This is a genomic window from Nostoc sp., from assembly GCF_036919555.1.
Lineage (GTDB): Bacteria > Cyanobacteriota > Cyanobacteriia > Cyanobacteriales > Nostocaceae > Nostoc.
Window position 1 is genome coordinate 76,066 of record NZ_JBALCS010000030.1, and the last position, 18,637, is coordinate 94,702.

An 18,637-nucleotide genomic window follows, 5' to 3' on the forward strand; every position below is an offset into this window, starting at 1 on the left:
AGCCTAGATCATTGCTGGCATTGCTTACCGCATTGAGGCTGGAACCCACTTTTGGAAACTCTCTAAATGATTCCAATAAGATAAATATCCAGTCAATGCCCAAATTAGAGCGGCTACTATCAGTACTGCTACACCAATTAGCCGCCAAATTCTGTTGGTTTTCCAATAGAGAGTTGGCGCTGCAAAAATACCACCTAATCCAGTTAAAATAAAGCCGATTCCCGACAAAAGCGGTTGCTTTGTCAAATTCAAGTTGATGATGCGGATACCTACTTCGATCGCAACTACACCAGCAAAAAAGCCGTAAACTGCTATTGTGAATAAATCCCAACCTTGAGCCAGAGCGATCGCCGCCGCAACAAACAAGATACCAAATAAGACACTTGTCTCACCATAGGCAATGTTAAAGCTACCGATTACTGGCCAGGTGAAGCTCATGTGTAAACCAGTTGTTAGTGCGATCGCACCCGTAATCCCAAATCCCGGAATCCACTGTCTTTGATTAGAACTATCTATACCACGATACACATAGTCAGCTAGTAGAAATAACCCAGCTACCATATTGATTAACATTAGTGTGATGTAGTCGATAAACACGATTAACCTCTTAATTTGACAAGCTATTTACTCTACGCCTCGTTTTTCGCTTATTTTTGAGTTTTTAATGAATTTCCCAGCTTTTTTCTTTATTATTTTATACCTGAAGATAGATACTGAAGACAAGCAATATTCTAAGTATACACTGCTACCCATTTGTGCCAGTTATTAACTTAGTTACTTTTGAACACGCTTTATACTGAAGTAGTTAGAGAGTAAAAAATAAGGATGTGTTAACTGGCACTTTTCTAACCAGTTAGCAGTAAAACTTAACTTTCTTCCAGGTGTATCCGCCCTTTGGTAGACTTGAAGTCTGAAATAGCCAGATAAAAGACAGAAATTCAAGCAGTTGAGAGGGCGGACTCTGTGGAAAATACACTTGGTTTAGAGATTATTGAAGTAGTAGAGCAAGCCGCGATCGCATCCGCAAAGTGGATGGGGAAAGGCGAAAAAAACATCGCTGACCAGGTAGCTGTAGAAGCTATGCGGGAACGGATGAATAAAATCCACATGCGTGGTCGCATCGTGATCGGGGAAGGCGAACGCGATGACGCGCCGATGTTATACATCGGGGAAGAAGTTGGTATCTGTACCCAACCAGATGCCCAAAATTTTTGTAACCCAGATGAGCTAATTGAAATTGATATCGCAGTTGACCCCTGCGAAGGTACGAACCTGGTAGCTTATGGACAACCTGGTTCGATGGCTGTGTTGGCAATTTCTGAAAAGGGTGGATTATTTGCTGCTCCTGACTTTTACATGAAGAAGTTAGCAGCACCTCCCGCAGCTAAGGGCAAGGTAGACATCAACAAGTCAGCCACGGAAAACCTGAAGATTCTCTCTGAGGTTTTAGACCGGGGTATTGATGAACTTGTAGTAGTAGTCATGAAGCGCGAACGCCATAACGATTTAATTAAAGAAATTCGTGAGGCTGGAGCGAGAGTCGCCCTAATTTCAGATGGTGATGTGGGTGCAGCTATAAGCTGTGGTTTTGCTGGAACTAATATCCACGCGCTGATGGGTATCGGTGCGGCTCCTGAAGGTGTAATCTCGGCAGCAGCAATGCGTGCTTTGGGTGGACATTTCCAAGGTCAACTGATCTACGATCCCGCAGTAGTAAAAACAGGTCTGATTGGAGAAAGCAGAGAAGCTAACCTTGATCGTTTAAAGTCTATGAATATCAATGACGCCGATAAGGTCTATGATGCTCATGAACTGGCATCTGGTAAAACTATTCTGTTCGCTGCTAGCGGTATTACCAGTGGTAATCTCATGCAAGGTGTACGTTTCTTCAAGGACGGAGCAAGAACTCAAAGCTTGGTTATTTCCAACCAGTCGAAAACGGCTCGATTTGTTGACACAATTCACTTGTTTGGTGAACCAAAAGTTCTCCAGCTGAACTAATTTTTTGGGAATGGGGAATGGTAAAAGTAGGGGCGGAGCATTTGGAAAGAAATCTTTCTATAAAAGGGAAAAATAGTCACCAAAATGCTTCATCCTTACAGTAGTTAGTAGTTAGTAGTTAGTGATTATTTGTTGTTTGTTGCTGGGAAAAACTACCAAACAATAAATAAACAATTCCCCATTCCCTATTCTCACTCAATACCCGATTCGCAACTACCAACTAGTAACTACGATTTAGCAAATGAATATAGCAGTGGTGGGGTTAAGCCATAAAACAGCCCCAGTAGAAGTCCGGGAAAAACTGAGCATTCCAGAACCACAAATTGAAAGTGCGATCGCTCAACTGGCCAGCTATCCTCATATTGAAGAAGTTGCAATTCTTAGTACTTGTAACCGTCTGGAAATCTACATTGTTACCAATGAAGCAGACCAAGGTATCCGGGAAATAACTCAGTTTCTTGCGGAATACAGTAAATTGCCCGTTATTTCTCTGCGACAACATTTATTTATGCTGCTACATGATGATGCAGTGATGCATGTCATGCGGGTAGCAGGTGGTTTAGATAGTCTCGTACTCGGAGAAGGTCAAATTCTGGCTCAGGTGAAAACTACTCACAAACTGGGGCAGCAATATAACGGTATAAAAACCATTTTGAATCGATTATTTAAACAAGCGCTAACAGCTGGTAAGCGGGTTCGCACTGAAACTAGTATTGGTACTGGCGCTGTCTCTATTAGTTCGGCAGCTGTGGAGTTAGCACAGATAAAAGTGGCAAATTTAGCTGCTTGTCGAGTGGTAATTTTGGGTGCTGGTAAAATGTCGCGGTTGCTGGTGCAACACTTGCTTTCTAAAGGTGCTGTGCAAATTAGTATTGTAAATCGCTCTCGCGATCGCGCCCAAGAATTAGCAAAGCAGTTCCCTCAACAACTTATCCAAATTCATCCGCTATCGGAAATGATGACCGTAATTGCCGATAGTGATTTGGTGTTTACAAGTACTTCGGCAATAGAGCCGATACTTGACCGTGCCAAGTTAGAAATGGTTTTAGAAGTTCAGCGCTCTCTGATGTTATTTGATATTTCTGTGCCGCGTAATGTTCATGCGGATGTAAATGAATTGGAAAATGTGCAAGCGTTTAATGTGGATGATTTGAAGGCTGTGGTGGCGCAAAACTACGAAAGCCGTCGAAAGATTGCACAGGAAGCCGAGCGACTTTTAGAGGAAGAAGTGGAAGCCTTTGATATTTGGTGGCGCTCTCTTGAAACTGTTACCACTATTAGCTGTCTGCGAAATAAAGTCGAAACCATTCGCGAACAAGAATTAGAAAAAGCTTTATCGAGATTAGGTTCAGAATTCGCTGAAAAACATCAAGAGGTGATTGAAGCATTAACGCGGGGAATTGTCAATAAAATTTTACATGATCCGATGGTGCAATTGCGATCGCAGCAAGATGTTGAAGCTAGACGGCGCTGTATGCAAACTCTGCAAATGCTGTTCAACCTAGATGCAGAGGAACAGTTCAGTTAAACTGAACAACAAAATCCCTGACTTTTTTGAGAAATCGGGGATCTCAGGTTTTCAATTAGATATACTTCTAATTAGACATCTATCTAATTAGAAGTTAGTTATGCAAGCAGAGCAATTTAACATCTTACTGCGCTTTTTCAAAGCATTAGCGGATGATAGCCGATTGAAGATTGTAGGTATTTTGGCGAACCAAGAGTGCAGCGTCGAAGAATTGGCGGTGCTACTGCAACTCAAGGAACCGACGGTATCCCATCATTTAGCGAAACTTAAGGAGCTAAATTTGGTGACGATGCGCCCTGATGGCAATAGCCGTATATATCAATTGGATAGCGAAGCTTTGCAAAGCATTAGTAAGGAAATTTTCACACCTGAGAAAATAGCATCTTTGATAGAGGATGTGGATACTGAGGCTTGGGAAAGCAAAGTATTAAAAAACTATTTTGAGGGCGAATGTCTCAAGGAAATCCCCGCTAGTCGCAAAAAGCGTCTAGTTATTCTCAAATGGTTAGCAAACCAGTTTGAGGTAGGAGTCAACTACCCTGAACGCCTGGTAAATGACATTCTCAAACGCTACCATCCTGACTGCGCCACCCTGCGACGGGAGTTTATTGCTTCCCAGTTAATGCAGCGAGAGAATGGGGTTTATTGGCGAACAACGTAGATATAGGACTCATATTTAATTTCTGAAATATTCGTAATTACTAATTCGTAATTATGACCACTGAATTAGGAGTAGCTATCTAACCAGTTTATTTAGTTACTCTTTGAAAAACAGCTCAAAGCGGTTTCAAAATCTTAAGAGATAGTTTGTTAAAATATTTGGTAAGTCAGCTTAGTTATCAAATAAATTTTTTTGTGGATTACTCTCAGGGTATTAAAGTATGAAAATAAACAACAAGTTTAGATATAAATATTTTGTCCTACTTCCGTTATTGGTGACGCAGGCTGGATTAGCTCAAAACCAACAACAAAAGCTGATATCGCAGCTAAACGTTCCTGAGAACTTGAAAGTACCAACAGGACAGACGCTTGTGCTAAAGGTAAGTGCTAAAGGGACGCAAATTTATCAGTGTCAGGCTAAGGTTGACAATCTCTACGAATTCGAGTGGATTTTCAAGGCACCACAGGCTTACTTATTCGATAACAAAGGGCAGAAAATCGGCAAGCACTATGCTGGTCCTACTTGGGAAGCAAATGATGGCAGCAAGGTTATCGGTCAAGTAAAATCGCGTGCCAACTCACCAAACCAGAGTGCCATTCCTTGGTTGCTCCTTGAAGCAAAATCAAATGAGGGTAATGGTATATTCAGCAAAGTGAAATACATCCAACGGGTAAATACTGTAGGAGGTAAAGCACCTACTAGAGGATGTGACATAACTCACAGAAATTCTCAATTATCAGTTAGCTATAGCTCTAACTACTACTTTTATAAAGCGGTGCCTTAACTCAATATTTATATGTCTTTGAGTAGCCTAAATCCTTAGAAGATATAACCACCTCTTAGCTTAGAGTTGATAGTGGCAATTTGTGTTTCTTCCTGGGTAAAGATAGGGGACCACCATAGATATAAAAGATGTTTCACAAAAGTTGTTCTGGGTCAATTCCCCATTCTTGTAGTCGTTTCAATAAATCTTGATATCGTTGGCGTTCTTCCTCTAGTTGTTGGAGAGCTATTTCTTTGGCTTGACGTTCTTGTTCAGCACGTTGACGTTCTTGTGTACGTATTTGGTCAAGCTCAACGGGTGCAAGAAACTTGTATCCATCAAGGCGATATATTTCTAAAGTTTGTGGGGTAGATGACCTCAGATGCGGTATTAGGAGTGATTACCATAATGCTATGCCTCCACTCTTGGGCTTTCTTATAGTTTAGGACGATTCCAAGTGATAATGCGATCGCAAATATCATCAATCAACTACAATATTAAATTCGATTTTAACACCAGCCAAATTTCCGAAGATTTGACGCTGTGTGCGACTGTCTCTCAAACCTAAGCCCCAACCCGTTCCCCACCAAACATCAAACTTGTAGCCGACTAACTTCAGACAGCACTTTAAAATGGTAATATCATCAAAAAATTTTAGCCGCACAATAGCCTTACAATCATAGGTCGTATGTTTATGCAGTTAGAAACACAAAAATTCTATTACACACCTGAAGAGTATTTAGAAATTGAAGAAAAGGCGGAATATAAAAGCGAATATCGTAATGGAGAAATTGTACCGATGACGGGTGGCACTACAAATCATAATAAAATTGCTTTGAATTTAGCTGCATCCTTAAAAATTGCTTTAAGGCGTAAAAATTATGATGTTTATATTGGTGATGTGCGTTTGTGGATACCCCGTTATCGGCAGCATACGTATCCCGATGTGATGGTGATTGAGGGACAACCTATTTATACAGGAACCAGCACAACAACCGTTATGAACCCGATGTTAATTGCTGAAGTTTTATCTAAATCGACTAAAAATTATGACCAAGGCGATAAGTTTCTTTATTATCGCTCTATTCCAGAATTCAAGGAATATATTTTAATTGACCAATATCACTATCATGTGATGCAGTATGTAAAAACTGCGGAAAGTCAATGGTCATTTACTGAATTTGAACATGAATCTGCAACCTTATCACTGCAAACGGTTGATTTTAAAATTGAATTGCGCGACCTTTACGAGCAAGTCAATTTTGCAGAAAATAACGAAGACTAAAATAATTCGTAATTCGTAATTCGTAATTTGCCTACAAAAGTCTATCCAATCTTGACGGTTCCAAGTGATAATGCGGTTCAGTCGCCAATACAGTTCAGTTAAAGCCAAAAACCTTAACCAGCGTAGGTTGGGTTGAGGAACAAAACCCAACATTTTTCGTGGTTTGTTGGGTTGAACGAAGTGAAACCCAACCTACAACTATCCTTAACCCAAGCGTATTGGTTCAGTCGCTACCAAAGTTATTCACTAAATTTGTGTTTCTTCCTCGGTAAAGATAGGAGGCCACAATTCAGTAATGGGCAATTCCCAACCGGGAAAAAGTTCTGGTATAGTTAAAATCTCACCATTTTCTAAAACTGTAGGTTCGCCTATAGAGCGATAAATTGTAACTGTCTCTTCATCAGGATCGATCAGAATGCCGATGATCGCTCCTAGTTCTATAAATTTTAGAATTTTGGTTGTTATAAGTTTAATTCTATCGCCCTGAGATTTAATTTCTACCATCAAGTCGGGGACAAGTTCTCCAAAGTAACGAGGACTTTGGAGAAGTCGGGAAGCTCGAACAAAGGAAACATCGGGTGCTTTAAGGTTTGTATCTGGCATGATGAAACCGTCTGCGGAGCAAACACTCTTCCCCAGCGACGAGGACTTACCCAAGCAAAGAGAAAGGCAATGAGACGACTACTGATTTCGCTGGATACAATATCTGACGGGCTTATAATTGAAATTATCCCATTTTCGAGTTCCAGCTGGTAATCTAAACCTGCTTCGGTAAAAACGGTTTGAACTTGCTCTAAATCTTTGACTGTCATCATTGACATAGATTTTTTCCACTATGATATAATATTTGCTTTGATTTTAACACGAGCCAAATTTCCGAAGATTTGATGCTGTGTACGAGTGTCTCTCAAACCTAAGCCCCAAACCGCCTTTGAGATACCTCACCCTGGCTTTACGTAGTAAAACCTGTCCCTCTTCTTAGTAAGGAGAGGGATTAAAGATAGGACAGGGTGAGGTTTTTATTTTGTTTTGGGTAATTCGATGACTTGTGTGTATACATAGGTGTGGGAGAGCTTTGAAACAGAAAGCCAATCGCACTCTATTGTCCCAAATACGCTTCTAGAACTTTGGGATTAGTTTGAATTTCTGCGGGCGTACCGTCAGCTAAATTCTGTCCTTCGGCAAGTACCCAAACGCGATCGCACAAGGACATAATTACATCCATATTGTGTTCAATAATCAGAAAGGTCATCCCATCCTGACGGTTCCAAGTGATAATGCGATCGCAAATATCATCAATTAATTTCGGATTCACCCCAGCTGCTGGTTCATCCAACAAAATTAACTTGGGATTAGTCATCAGCGCCCGTCCCATTTCCAGCAGCTTGCGTTGTCCACCAGACAAACTACCAGCATAATCGTGTGCTTTTTTTGCCAAACCGACTGATTCTAATAGAAACATTGCCCGTTCTTGCAGTTGCTTTTCTTCCTTAGCGACAACATGCGGTTGCAACTGCACCTGCCAAAAATTTTCACCCGTTTGTTTTTGCGCCGCCAGCAGCATATTTTCTAACACCGACAACCGCGAGAGAGTCCGTGCAACCTGAAAAGTGCGGATTACTCCCTGCTGGGCGATTTGATATGGTTGCAAGTTGTGAATAGGTTCGCCGTCAAAAATCACTCGTCCCTTATCTGGGCGAATGAAGTTTGAGAGTAAGTTAAATAAAGTAGTTTTACCAGCACCATTGGGGCCAATCAAGCCCGTGATGGTGCCTTTAGCAACTTCGATTTTCGCCTCATTAACTGCTTTGACACCACCAAAGCTTTTAGAAAGTCCAGTGGCTACCAAAAGGGGAAGTGGCGATGACTGGTTATTTACCAAGAGTGAGTTCCTCCTTTTTCCCTAGAATACCTTGAGGTCGCCAAATCATCAGTACCATCAAAATTAGTCCGATTACCATGATCCGAAATGCACCTAAACGTGCTTCATCAAGGGAAACGATTCTGGGCAAGACTTCTCGTGTCAATGCATCGTAAGCAAAGAAAATTACCGCACCTAAAATTGTGCCAACATTATTCCCAGAACCACCTAAAATCACCATTATCCAAGTGTCAAAGGTGATCTGCGGTTGGAAATTATCCGGGTAAATGGCGCCCAGTTGCCAAGCGAAGAAAGCACCAGCAATCCCGGCGATCGCACCTCCAAGCATGAGAGATTGTAATTTATACCAAAAGACATTTTTTCCTAGCGCCTTGGGAATTTCTTCATCTTCGCGGATGGCTTTGAGAATTCTACCCCAAGGCGATCGCACCAAAATTTCTAAGCGCCAGTATACAAACGCTAAAACCAACAGCAACACCAGCATTAGACCCGCTTTTGGGTTGTAATTATACAGTCCGATCACCCCAGAAATATAAATCGCTGCTGCCAAAACTGCTAACACAATTCCCACACCTAAGCGCGATGCAAATTCTTGTTTGCTAGTTATCCTTTTACCTAAATCAGTAGTCCGAGATATTTGGGTAATGCGAATCCATCGCCACAACGTAAAGAAAGTTACAGCAGCCAGCAGCGTCAACAGCCCAATCATCACAAATCTGACAAACAAATTCGGCTCTGTGGATAGGGGTATGCGATAACTTTGTACGCCAAACGCCCCCGAAATCCAGGTGTCACCGACAGGTAATTGCTGATTATTTACCACCAAACGAATTAGTTCGCCCGTACCAATAGTGACAATTGCTAGGTAATCTTCCCGCAAGCGTAGAGTTGCAAAACCAATTATCAAACCCAACAAGGCGGCGACAATTGCCCCAGCTATTGCCGATATCAGTAGGGGTACGCCCTTTAAGCTTAACAATACGGTTGTATATGCTCCGAGGGTCATAAAAGCAATATGACCAAAGTTAATTAACCCGGTAAAGCCCCACTGCAAATTGAGTCCTAGTGCAAATAGAGCGAAAAGTGCTGTAGAAATTGCTAAGAAAATGAGATATTCAACCATATTAAAAAATAGTTATTTGGGCATGGGGCATGGGGCATTAGGCATTGGGCATTGGGCATTGGGCATGGGGCATGGGGCATTGGGCATGGGGCATTAGTATATTTATTTCTTCCTCTCTCCCTGCTTCCCCTGCTCCCCCTGCCCTTCTGCTCTCAACGCTTGGCGAATAAATTTTAGCGTAGCTTGAGCGGTGCTAATTTTTTGGGAATACTATTTATTGTTGGTGTTGGGTTGTAGAGAATAATTAACGTATGAATTTGCTGCGACTTAGAATGCATCACTTAATCGAGCAGTTAGCCGATGAGGATTTGCAAGACATTTGGGATGTTATCGAAGCTTTATATTATGACTTTCATATGCTCAAAGCCATAGAAGAAGTTAAGCGATCGCAGCAACCGTGGGATATCTTAACCCATGAAGAAGCGATAAGACTGTTGATGTTTTTCTGATTCAGCAGCGCTTTTAGTAGTGCTGAGTGGTAGCCCATAGTTAAAGCGAAGGGATTAGTTAGGAAGAAATTTGTTTATTATTTATTTAGAGCTAAAGCCAGAGGATTTTAGATCCATGTGCTGAATTGTAAGTCTTAGTACTACTTATTGACTCAGCACTTTCAACTCACCACTCTTTTGGTGTCGTCCCTCAAGTTTTGGTTAAGGTAACGTCTAGTGAGTCTAGAAATACGCTATGCAAGGTCTTTTTTGCTAGACCTGAAGAATTTAGAGCCTGCTGCCTACGAGCGGGTGCATGATTTTGTCTTTGTTGAGTTAGCCCAAAAGTGGCAGCTGAGTGATTTAAAAGAACTACGACAGCTTAATAGTGAAGGCATTTTTCACCGCTTCACCCTCGATAATTATCTGATTGGTATAGAAATCAGGGGTGAAATTGTGAAATTTCTGCGTGTCATCCCTATGCCAGATGTTTAACAAGAGGAGTTAAGCGAATACTTAAAACTGTAAATAGTATAAGGCTAGGCAGGGATTGCTATAACCTTACATTAAACTGGTTTTGAAAAACACTTTATTTGAGATTTCCCTATGGATGCTAGGGCACTTTGGCAACGATACCAAAACTGGTTATATTTCCACGAGGGATTGGGACTGTACTTAGATGTGAGTCGAATTCAGTTCGATGATGCCTTCGTGGATTCGTTGCGTCCGAAGTTTGAGAAGGCGTTTGCGGATATGGCTGAACTGGAAAAGGGTGCGATCGCAAATCCTGACGAAAACCGCATGGTTGGACATTACTGGCTGCGAAATCCTGATTTAGCGCCAACTCCAGAACTTACACAAGAAATTGTCCAAACCCTAGAACAAATCGAAGCCTTTGCCGAAAAAGTCCAAACAGGTGCTATTCATCCTCCTAGAGCAAGCCGCTTCACGGATATTATCTCCATTGGCATTGGTGGTTCCGCCCTCGGCCCCCAATTCGTGGCTGAAGCCCTCGCTCCTGATTTCCCGCCCCTGAAACTTCACTTTATCGATAACAACGATCCGGCAGGTATAGATCGCGTTCTCAATCATGTGCGAAATAGCCTCAACAGCACTTTGGTATTGGTAATCTCCAAATCTGGGGGAACGCCGGAACCTCGCAACGGTATGATTGAAGTTAAAAAAGCCTACGCTGGACACAATTTAGAATTTGCCCAATATGCGGTAGCTATTACTAGCGTTGATAGCAACCTCGATAAGCTAGCCAAAGATGAAGGCTGGCTGGCCAGATTCCCTATGTATGACTGGGTAGGAGGACGCACCTCAGAAATGTCTGCTGTGGGGCTAGTACCAGCAGCATTGCAGGGCATTGATGTTCGCGCCATCCTAGATGGTGCAAAAGAAATGGATGACGCTACCCGCGTCCCAGATATCAAAAATAACCCAGCAGCCTTGCTTGCTTTGTCTTGGTACTTTGCTGGCAATGGAAAAGGCGAAAAAGATATGGTTGTCCTACCTTACAAGGACAGCTTATTTTTATTCAGTCGCTATTTGCAACAGCTAGTGATGGAATCCTTGGGCAAGGAAAAAGACTTAGATGGCAACATTGTCCATCAAGGCATTGCCGTTTATGGCAACAAAGGCTCAACAGATCAACACGCTTATGTCCAGCAGTTGCGTGAGGGTGTAGCGAATTTCTTTGCTACCTTCATCGAAGTGTTGGAAGATCGTCAAGGCCCATCCACTGAAATAGATCCCGGAGTTACAACAGGCGATTATCTTTCCGGTTTTCTCCAAGGAACCCGACAAGCGCTTTATGAAAATCACCGCGATTCGATTACAGTCACGATTCCCCAAGTTAACCCCCGAACTGTAGGCGCATTAATTGCTTTGTATGAACGCGCTGTTGGTTTATACGCTAGCTTGATTAACGTCAACGCCTACCATCAACCAGGGGTAGAAGCTGGCAAAAAAGCTGCCGCCACCATTCTCGATTTGCAAACACGAGTGGTAGCAGTGCTACAAAAAGAAAAAACTCCCCTTTCTCTTGACGAACTCGCAAAGAAGGCAGGCGCATCAGAGCAAGTTGAGGCAATTTACAAGATTTTGCGTCATATCCATGCCAATCAGCGAGGTGTAGTTTTGCAAGGTGATCTTCAGAAACCCGGTAGTTTGATGGTTTCTGGTAGCTGATAGCTCTAGTTTAAATATCACATTTTGTTCATAATTGTTGTATCAGCAACAATTTTTTATTGTGAAGCATTCTAGCTAGAAGATATATCTTCAGTCTAGGATGCTTTACTGTTATGTAGGCAGTATCAGTAGAAAGTAAAAGCGATCGCTCTCAACTTTCCATTGACTATTCCCCTGTATACCAATTGGTTCTTTAGAGCAAATTTTAGATGAAAACTAGTTTCCCGAATATAACCACAATCATCACGCTAAAGCTGATTAGAATAGATACTTAATTTGTGCTGACCAAAGAAAGGATCATAACCTAAATCAAAATGATAATAGTTTTTTCTGAATTGCTTTCATACAAAGGGCGATGCGGGAATTGATGGCTTTCATGTCTGGGATGATGATTCCGTAAATACGGCTGAAATTAAACGTGCATATTTGATTGTTCTAATGTTATTTAACCAAGCTTTAGGGGTTATTTATAAAATAAAAATTTCAATCGGTATCATGGTTGCAAAAGCAAAGTCTCCTTTAAACATTTCTCAAGATGATACAATTTGGTCAGCGCGGGATAATCTAAAAATAGAGTCGTAGGAGAAATATTATGCAAGCTTACAAATTAAAGGGGAAAATCGATCTCGCAGGTAACTTGGTGATTAGTGAATCTGTGGATTTACCCTCCGGAGACGTGGAAGTGATCGTCTTACAGACAGTTAATACTATAGTCCCACCGCGTAAACCAGCAGCAGAAACACCTAAGATAAAATCTAGGGTGAAAGCATTTGAGGGTTTATTTGAAAATGCCCCAGCCGTTCCACCAGAGTTTGACACAGACGAAGCTAGGTGGGAGCGTTTGAAAGAGAAGTATAATCTATGAAAGTATTGCTAGATACCAATATCATTGTTGATAATGCCCTTGAAAGAGAGCCTTTTGGGATGCAAGTGAACAAATTTTATCACTGATTGAACAAGGGCAAATTGAAGGTTATATTTCAGCTTCAACGTTTAGTGATTTATATTACATCATTCGTAGAGCAAGAGGTCGAGATTGGATGCTTACTTATTTAAAGCAGTTAGTTGTCTTTTGCCAAGTTGCTACAGTAAATCAGGCTGTAATTACAATGGCTCTAACAGCCAATTTTAGAGATTTTGAAGATGCTATTCAATACTCCACGGCTGTATTGAATCAATTAGATGCAATTATTAGCCGTAACCCTCAAGATTTCCCTGTTGTTACTCCCCGAATTCTAACTGCTGAACAATTAATTGAGGAATTAACAAACTCTCCTTGACCAATGTGTAATAAAAAGTGCGTAGTTTACCGCCGTAGGCATCGCTCTAAGCAACCGATTAATTTCGTAACTACCACAGAGGTAGTTTTTGATTTTATTTACTACTTCTCCAAATGCATCTTCATAGGAAGATATTTCTGCATCTGTTAATTTTGTAAACCATTCATCTCTTAAGTCAGGATTCTTTATCCAACCGAATCTTTTACATGGTAAAACTCTAAATCCCAATAACAAAGCATCATGTAAGTCTGAAATAAAATATGTATTATTTCCAGGATGAGAGGTTTTATCTGGAGCAATATTAATTCCCAATCCTATATTGTTTCCTTGAATATATTCTTCAACTATAAAGGGTGGATTATAGTCTTGAATAAATTTACGCCTATCTACCCTTTTAACGGCTTCTAGAGTAAAAACTGTCTCAGCCAAGAAACCTTTTGCATATCCGTTTCTGATGGATAAATTTATTGTTTGGAAGCTAGGGAGAGCCTGTTCATTTCCAAATTTATCTCGATTTGGGCTGACCACGATAGGCCAAACATTGGAATCAAATGTGATGTTAACTATGCTCATAAATTTATTTACTGAATTATTATATAGCAATCCGAATTTAAACCTGAGAAAATACTGAGATTAAAAGTACGTATTTTAAAGCCTTTCAGCGATTTTCTCTCTCACGAATGATTTAGGATTGCTATAGTTATTGATTATATAGAAATATTTGATGTCTACCCGACTTAGGATAAATGACGGGAGACTAAATTGACGTTTACCCTTTAAAATAAATACGCAACTCGCGCTTCCTCAAGGAGTATCAATCCGTGCAGCCGGACTTAATAGGCTTGGAAATTAGCAAGGGGGAACTGAGACGTTTGACTGGGTTCGATCCAGAAGACGTTTTTCGACCCTCGGTTATGCGAGATAGCAAAAAGCGATTAGGGTTTTTTATCAATGAAATGCTGGTGACGCTGGCGCTAACGCCAATAATTGTTGGCTCTGTTTACGCGTTTATTATTCTGCCGACTATTGGTTCTTCAATTCGACTAGGAATTCTCTTACTAATTCTAGTCCCAATCCCGATATTAGTTGGGCGATCGCTCTGGCGACAATTAACCTGTCCTGAAGGACTGACAATACTTTTAGATGAAGTTGATAAATATCATGACCTGATTGGCGCTATAGATATTAATGACCAATTGGCAGCATCAGGAAACGTAGAAAGCAGCATCCATGACCGAGATAAAGTAACCGCCGCTCTGCAACTGATTAGAGAAGATTTAGTCCGCGCTCTGAAAACGGAACGGATTTTGCGAGATAATAAAAAATTGCTTGCTAATAACCAAGAGTTATTTGTGAATAATTTAGCCAGTCTGCAAGCTTTAGAAGTTAGTAGTCAAGCAGGCGAATATGCTCAACTACTAAATCAATCATTGCAAATTGCGATCGATGTGCAAGCAGAAATCAGAAAATTGCACAAAGGCTGAGTGGATGTTTGTAAAGTCTAATTTATTACTCGCTTGGGCGACTAGAAGGCGACTAGAAGTCGCACGCCAGTTGCTCATGGGGGAAACCCCCAAGACCGCACTGGCTTGGCTATACAGACAAAACCTGCCTCCGCAGGTTAGAAAACCCTTGATTGTGTATTAGTCCACGGAGGTGGACTTTGCCTGTGTAGTAGCGAATTCTATTCGCCTAAAACTTTTAAAATTTAAAATGAGCAAAAAACCCAAAATAATTGTCCTGGATGATGATCCTACAGGTTCTCAAACAGTCCACAGCTGCTTGCTGCTAATGCACTGGGATGTGGACACTCTACGCAGTGGGTTACAGGATGATTCGCCAATTTTCTTTATACTGACTAACACTAGATCCTTAACGCCAGAGTCAGCCGCATCTGTAACCACACAAGTTTGTCAAAACCTGAAAATCGCCTTGGATGCTGAAGGAATTGACGATTTTCTGATTGTCAGCCGTTCTGATTCTACTTTGCGGGGGCATTATCCCATTGAAACTGATGCGATCGCACAAGAACTTGGCCCCTTTGATGCTCATTTTCTCGTACCAGCATTTTTTGAGGGCGGACGCATCACCCGCGACAGCGTGCATTACTTGATGATTGCTGGTGTACCTACCCCAGTCCATGAAACCGAATTTGCCCGTGATTCAGTCTTCAGCTACCATCACAGTTACTTACCCAAGTATGTCGAAGAAAAGACTCAAGGACGAATTCGTGCCGAAGTTGTAGAAAGATTTCTCCTGGCCGATATTCGCGCTGGGAGTTTGGAACGCTTGTTACAACTCAATGGTAATCAGTGCGCTGTCGTAGATTGTGAGACTCAAGATGATCTTAACCGCTTTGCAGTAGACATATTAGCAGCAGCAAGTCAAGGGAAACGCTTTCTGTTTCGCAGTGCAGCAAGTATTTTAACGGCTTTAGCAGCTTTACCACCCCAACCCATTGCCGCCGAAAAGATGGCGCAGTACGTGCGGCAAGGCAAACCAGGTGCGGTGATTGTTGGTTCCCATGTGAAAAAGACTACTCAGCAATTAGAGGCGCTGTTGCAAGTAGAAGGAACAGTGGGAATCGAAGTGAATGTAGCGCGATTACTTGATGATCGGGCAAATCAATCTGCGGCACTGCTAAATGAAATTCAGGAAAGTACACGGGCGGTACACGAGGCTGGCAAAACACCAGTGGTTTATACTAGCCGTCAGGAACTGAGTTTTAAAGATGTCAACACACGATTGGAGTTTGGGACAAAAGTTTCAAGTTTATTGATGGATATTGTGCGTGGTTTACCATCTGATATCGGATTCTTAATCAGCAAGGGTGGTATTACCTCAAACGATGTTTTGAGTACTGGACTAGCTTTAACTTCAGCCCGCTTACTCGGTCAAATTTTAGCTGGTTGTTCAATGGTGTTAACGCCGTCCGATCATCCCCAGTTTCCGAATTTGCCTGTGGTGCTGTTTCCAGGTAATGTCGGCGATGCTGATGCCTTGGGGACAATTTATCAAAGGTTGACTATCCTCTAAGGGCAATTCATGAATTCCCCCTACGTGAATAAAGCACAGCCTCACCTAGAATTAGTATCAGCACTTTCTTGTTTGAGGATGTTGTTGCATTTTGCAACTGATATTGGTAATTATTATTCGGAGTGTCCCTTGTCTTTTGGCTAGTAATGCATGACTTCTGATTCTGCGACTCCCAATCTAGAGTCAAATTCTGCACTTCCTAATGCAGAACCAAATTCTATCCTTTCTGAGGTAGAGCTAAATCCTACTGTTTCTGATGTAGAGTCAGATTCTATCCTCCCGGATGCTGAGTTAAAATCTGTCCTCCTTTATTTAAAATCAAATACTGTCCTTGCTCCTGTAGAGTCAAATCCTGCTGACTCAGATGTAGAGTCAAATCCTGATGCCGCATCAGATTTTATCCTAACTGATTTAAATCCCGATGAGTCAGCATTACCAGGGCATCGCCTAAATGACAATACTCAAGTCCAGTTAAAGAGTAAGGAGGGACGACTGTTATTAATTTTGCCTCCAGAGTCTCAAATATCTGCCTCAGAACTCAGTTGGTCTGATATTTGGCAACAAATAAAACAGCGTCTGAATGCAGGCGATCGCTTCCGTATATCGAATACCACTGTGCATCTAATGGCACAAGATCGCCTAGTAGATGCCAGACAACTGCAAGAACTTGGCGAAGCTTTGAGTGAAGTCGAACTCCGGCTCATATCTGTCTCCACAAGTCGTAGGCAAACTGCGATCGCAGCCGTCACATCCGGGTATTCTGTAGAACAACTACAGCCAGTAAGTTCTCTGGTTTCAGAGCCAACAGCCACAGCCATACCCCAGGCAGATGCCCTCTATCTGGAAATGACAGTCCGTTCTGGAGTAGAAATTCGTCATCCTGGGACAGTAATTCTATTGGGAGATTTAAATCCAGGTGGTATTGTAATTGCAGATGGAGATATTATCATCTGGGGCCGTCTACGTGGAATCGCTCATGCTGGGGCTGGAGGCAATAGTGAATGTCTAATTATGGCCTTGCAAATGGAACCAACCCAATTGCGGATCGCAGATGCTGTAGCTAGGGCACCAGAAAAGTTACCGATGCAATTTTCTCCAGAAGTGGCACATATTACACCCCAAGGGATTCGCATCGCTAGAGCTAGTGATTTTTCCAGAAACCAATTTACTAAGAGCAATCAGTAACCCGGAATATTTACTTAAAGGATGAAGAATACGAAGGATGAAATATAGCGGTTTTCATGTAGATGGAATACACTACTCTAATCCCTAACTCCTTTCTCCTTTCTCCTAGAGAAGTGTATTGCACACAACCGAGCGTAGACGCAAAGCGGTGAGGGGGTCGCAGTCTTCTCCCAAGGGGAGACGCTAAAAGCGATGGCGGCTCCCGTCGATTGCGATAGCGTAGCGTTAGCGACGTTAGGAGCGTCACCCCCGAACCCGTTGGCGCAGCCTCTCGTAGAGAAGGGCTTGTCGTCAGACATCGCGCTCAAAAAAATATTCATACCTCACCCGAATCAGGAAGATCAGATATTTCTTCATACTTGATCCGATACTTCATACTTTATACTGCAATTTACTGTTTTATATTTCCTGAACCCTCATTGACCGCATTTCTATCATGACTCGCATTATTGTGATTACCTCCGGTAAAGGAGGAGTGGGTAAAACCACAGTTTCAGCAAATCTGGGCATGGCTTTAGCCAAAATGGGGCGTCAAGTTGCCTTGGTTGATGCGGATTTTGGTCTGAGAAATTTGGATTTGCTGCTAGGGCTAGAAAACCGCATCGTCTATACTGCGGTGGAAGTCTTGGCCAGAGAGTGCCGCTTAGAACAAGCCTTGGTGAAAGATAAGCGCCAACCCAATCTCGTACTCTTACCGGCAGCCCAAAATCGCTCCAAAGATGCAGTCACACCAGAACAGATGAAGTTATTGGTGAATGCACTAGCACAAAAGTATCAATATGTAATTATTGATAGCCCCGCCGGTATTGAAAATGGGTTTAAAAATGCGATCGGTCCGGCAAAAGAAGCGCTAATTGTCAGCACGCCAGAAATTTCCTCAGTTCGTGATGCTGACCGGGTAGTAGGGTTACTAGAAGCACAAGGCATCAAGCGTGTTCATTTAATAATTAACCGCATCAGACCCGCAATGGTGAAAGCAAATGATATGATGTCAGTGCAAGATGTTCAGGAACTTCTCGCCATTCCCCTGATCGGGGTAATCCCTGACGACGAGCGTGTTATTGTATCTACCAATCGCGGCGAACCCTTAGTGTTAGCGGAAAATCCCTCTTTAGCTGCCATAGCCTTTGAGAACATTGCTCGTAGATTAGAAGGGGAAAGTGTCGAATTTCTGGAGATCGACTCGTCCCAAGACAGCATCTTCGCCCGTCTACGAAGGTTGTTGTGGACAAAGATTGTTTAACTTATTTTCCAGTCTCCGCCCCAGACCTA

General features: G+C 42.1%; 20 protein-coding genes. 14 read left to right on the forward strand and 6 right to left on the reverse strand.

Annotated elements, in window-relative coordinates:
* Positions 1 to 24: 24 nt before the first annotated feature.
* Complete coding sequence (locus V7K36_RS09020; RefSeq protein WP_335114980.1) at positions 25 to 597, reverse strand: DUF981 family protein; 573 nt, start codon at positions 595 to 597, stop codon at positions 25 to 27.
* A 366-nt stretch (positions 598 to 963) separates the two neighbouring features.
* Here V7K36_RS09020 and glpX point away from each other — a divergent pair, with 366 nt between their 5' ends.
* From glpX to V7K36_RS09040, 4 genes are all read left to right on the forward strand, one after another.
* Positions 964 to 2,001: a class II fructose-bisphosphatase gene (gene glpX / locus V7K36_RS09025; protein WP_335114982.1), complete on the forward strand. Its 1,038-nt coding sequence runs from the start codon at positions 964 to 966 to the stop codon at positions 1,999 to 2,001.
* 241 nt (positions 2,002 to 2,242) lie between these two features.
* Positions 2,243 to 3,529: a glutamyl-tRNA reductase gene (locus tag V7K36_RS09030; RefSeq protein WP_335114984.1), complete on the forward strand. Its 1,287-nt coding sequence runs from the start codon at positions 2,243 to 2,245 to the stop codon at positions 3,527 to 3,529.
* Between the two features lie 100 nt (positions 3,530 to 3,629).
* Complete coding sequence (locus V7K36_RS09035; RefSeq protein WP_335114986.1) at positions 3,630 to 4,190, forward strand: DUF2087 domain-containing protein; 561 nt, start codon at positions 3,630 to 3,632, stop codon at positions 4,188 to 4,190.
* A gap of 220 nt (positions 4,191 to 4,410) precedes the next feature.
* Positions 4,411 to 4,974, forward strand: coding sequence for a DUF3455 domain-containing protein (locus tag V7K36_RS09040; protein ID WP_335114988.1), 564 nt, complete (start codon positions 4,411 to 4,413; stop codon positions 4,972 to 4,974).
* 460 nt (positions 4,975 to 5,434) lie between these two features.
* On the opposite strand, the gene V7K36_RS09045 is transcribed toward V7K36_RS09040, so the two are convergent.
* Positions 5,435 to 5,617, reverse strand: a complete 183-nt coding sequence (locus V7K36_RS09045) for a hypothetical protein (RefSeq protein ID WP_335114990.1) — start codon at positions 5,615 to 5,617, stop codon at positions 5,435 to 5,437.
* A 30-nt stretch (positions 5,618 to 5,647) separates the two neighbouring features.
* On the opposite strand from V7K36_RS09045, the gene V7K36_RS09050 reads away from it, so the two are divergent.
* Positions 5,648 to 6,238 (forward strand): Uma2 family endonuclease, encoded by a 591-nt coding sequence (locus V7K36_RS09050; RefSeq protein WP_335114993.1) that lies wholly within the window; start codon positions 5,648 to 5,650, stop codon positions 6,236 to 6,238.
* 246 nt (positions 6,239 to 6,484) lie between these two features.
* Here the strand turns inward: V7K36_RS09050 and V7K36_RS34070 are convergent, their stop codons facing one another.
* The 3 genes from V7K36_RS34070 to V7K36_RS09065 all read right to left on the reverse strand — a co-directional run bounded on the left by V7K36_RS34070 (position 6,485) and on the right by V7K36_RS09065 (position 9,243).
* Positions 6,485 to 6,841 carry a Uma2 family endonuclease gene (locus tag V7K36_RS34070; RefSeq protein ID WP_442948450.1) on the reverse strand — a complete coding sequence of 119 codons (357 nt, stop codon included), beginning with the start codon at positions 6,839 to 6,841 and terminating at the stop codon, positions 6,485 to 6,487.
* 496 nt (positions 6,842 to 7,337) lie between these two features.
* Positions 7,338 to 8,120: an ABC transporter ATP-binding protein gene (locus V7K36_RS09060; RefSeq protein WP_335114995.1), complete on the reverse strand. Its 783-nt coding sequence runs from the start codon at positions 8,118 to 8,120 to the stop codon at positions 7,338 to 7,340.
* Complete coding sequence (locus V7K36_RS09065) at positions 8,110 to 9,243, reverse strand: branched-chain amino acid ABC transporter permease (RefSeq protein WP_335114997.1); 1,134 nt, start codon at positions 9,241 to 9,243, stop codon at positions 8,110 to 8,112. The genes V7K36_RS09060 and V7K36_RS09065 overlap by 11 nt, the downstream gene beginning before the upstream one ends.
* A 251-nt stretch (positions 9,244 to 9,494) precedes the next feature.
* On the opposite strand from V7K36_RS09065, the gene V7K36_RS09070 reads away from it, so the two are divergent.
* The 5 genes from V7K36_RS09070 (at position 9,495) to V7K36_RS09090 (ending at position 13,144) form a co-directional block, all read left to right on the forward strand.
* Positions 9,495 to 9,692 (forward strand): hypothetical protein, encoded by a 198-nt coding sequence (locus tag V7K36_RS09070; RefSeq protein ID WP_335114999.1) that lies wholly within the window; start codon positions 9,495 to 9,497, stop codon positions 9,690 to 9,692.
* Positions 9,693 to 9,908: 216 nt separating this feature from the next.
* Positions 9,909 to 10,166 (forward strand): cytotoxic translational repressor of toxin-antitoxin stability system, encoded by a 258-nt coding sequence (locus V7K36_RS09075; RefSeq protein ID WP_334824577.1) that lies wholly within the window; start codon positions 9,909 to 9,911, stop codon positions 10,164 to 10,166.
* A gap of 111 nt (positions 10,167 to 10,277) precedes the next feature.
* Positions 10,278 to 11,864, forward strand: coding sequence for a glucose-6-phosphate isomerase (locus tag V7K36_RS09080; RefSeq protein WP_335115001.1), 1,587 nt, complete (start codon positions 10,278 to 10,280; stop codon positions 11,862 to 11,864).
* 592 nt (positions 11,865 to 12,456) lie between these two features.
* A complete protein-coding gene (locus tag V7K36_RS09085) occupies positions 12,457 to 12,729 on the forward strand; it encodes a hypothetical protein (protein WP_335115003.1) in 273 nt (90 codons plus the stop codon).
* A gap of 112 nt (positions 12,730 to 12,841) precedes the next feature.
* Positions 12,842 to 13,144: a PIN domain-containing protein gene (locus V7K36_RS09090; protein ID WP_335115056.1), complete on the forward strand. Its 303-nt coding sequence runs from the start codon at positions 12,842 to 12,844 to the stop codon at positions 13,142 to 13,144.
* Here V7K36_RS09090 and V7K36_RS09095 read toward each other — a convergent pair.
* Entirely contained in the window at positions 13,127 to 13,717 is a 591-nt protein-coding gene (locus tag V7K36_RS09095; RefSeq protein ID WP_335115007.1) for a hypothetical protein, read from the reverse strand. The genes V7K36_RS09090 and V7K36_RS09095 overlap by 18 nt on opposite strands.
* 248 nt (positions 13,718 to 13,965) lie before the next feature.
* Here V7K36_RS09095 and V7K36_RS09100 point away from each other — a divergent pair, with 248 nt between their 5' ends.
* From V7K36_RS09100 to minD, 4 genes are all read left to right on the forward strand, one after another.
* Positions 13,966 to 14,628: a hypothetical protein gene (locus V7K36_RS09100; RefSeq protein WP_335115009.1), complete on the forward strand. Its 663-nt coding sequence runs from the start codon at positions 13,966 to 13,968 to the stop codon at positions 14,626 to 14,628.
* Positions 14,629 to 14,857: 229 nt separating this feature from the next.
* Positions 14,858 to 16,180 carry a four-carbon acid sugar kinase family protein gene (locus V7K36_RS09105; protein WP_335115011.1) on the forward strand — a complete coding sequence of 441 codons (1,323 nt, stop codon included), beginning with the start codon at positions 14,858 to 14,860 and terminating at the stop codon, positions 16,178 to 16,180.
* Between the two features lie 150 nt (positions 16,181 to 16,330).
* A complete protein-coding gene (gene minC, locus V7K36_RS09110; protein WP_335115013.1) occupies positions 16,331 to 17,365 on the forward strand; it encodes a septum site-determining protein MinC in 1,035 nt (344 codons plus the stop codon).
* Positions 17,366 to 17,801: 436 nt separating this feature from the next.
* A complete protein-coding gene (gene minD, locus V7K36_RS09115; protein ID WP_334824548.1) occupies positions 17,802 to 18,608 on the forward strand; it encodes a septum site-determining protein MinD in 807 nt (268 codons plus the stop codon).
* Positions 18,609 to 18,637: the final 29 nt, after the last annotated feature.

Coding starts and splice junctions, on each gene's coding strand:
- V7K36_RS09070 (WP_335114999.1), top strand. CDS start 9,495: ATGAATTTGCTGCGACTTAGAATGCATCACTTAATCGAGCAGTTAGCC.
- V7K36_RS09040 (WP_335114988.1), top strand. CDS start 4,411: ATGAAAATAAACAACAAGTTTAGATATAAATATTTTGTCCTACTTCCG.
- V7K36_RS34070 (WP_442948450.1), bottom strand. CDS start 6,841: ATGCCAGATACAAACCTTAAAGCACCCGATGTTTCCTTTGTTCGAGCT.
- V7K36_RS09050 (WP_335114993.1), top strand. CDS start 5,648: ATGCAGTTAGAAACACAAAAATTCTATTACACACCTGAAGAGTATTTA.
- V7K36_RS09030 (WP_335114984.1), top strand. CDS start 2,243: ATGAATATAGCAGTGGTGGGGTTAAGCCATAAAACAGCCCCAGTAGAA.
- V7K36_RS09105 (WP_335115011.1), top strand. CDS start 14,858: ATGAGCAAAAAACCCAAAATAATTGTCCTGGATGATGATCCTACAGGT.
- V7K36_RS09035 (WP_335114986.1), top strand. CDS start 3,630: ATGCAAGCAGAGCAATTTAACATCTTACTGCGCTTTTTCAAAGCATTA.
- V7K36_RS09080 (WP_335115001.1), top strand. CDS start 10,278: ATGGATGCTAGGGCACTTTGGCAACGATACCAAAACTGGTTATATTTC.
- minD (WP_334824548.1), top strand. CDS start 17,802: ATGACTCGCATTATTGTGATTACCTCCGGTAAAGGAGGAGTGGGTAAA.
- V7K36_RS09085 (WP_335115003.1), top strand. CDS start 12,457: ATGCAAGCTTACAAATTAAAGGGGAAAATCGATCTCGCAGGTAACTTG.
- V7K36_RS09095 (WP_335115007.1), bottom strand. CDS start 13,717: ATGAGCATAGTTAACATCACATTTGATTCCAATGTTTGGCCTATCGTG.
- minC (WP_335115013.1), top strand. CDS start 16,331: ATGACTTCTGATTCTGCGACTCCCAATCTAGAGTCAAATTCTGCACTT.
- V7K36_RS09065 (WP_335114997.1), bottom strand. CDS start 9,243: ATGGTTGAATATCTCATTTTCTTAGCAATTTCTACAGCACTTTTCGCT.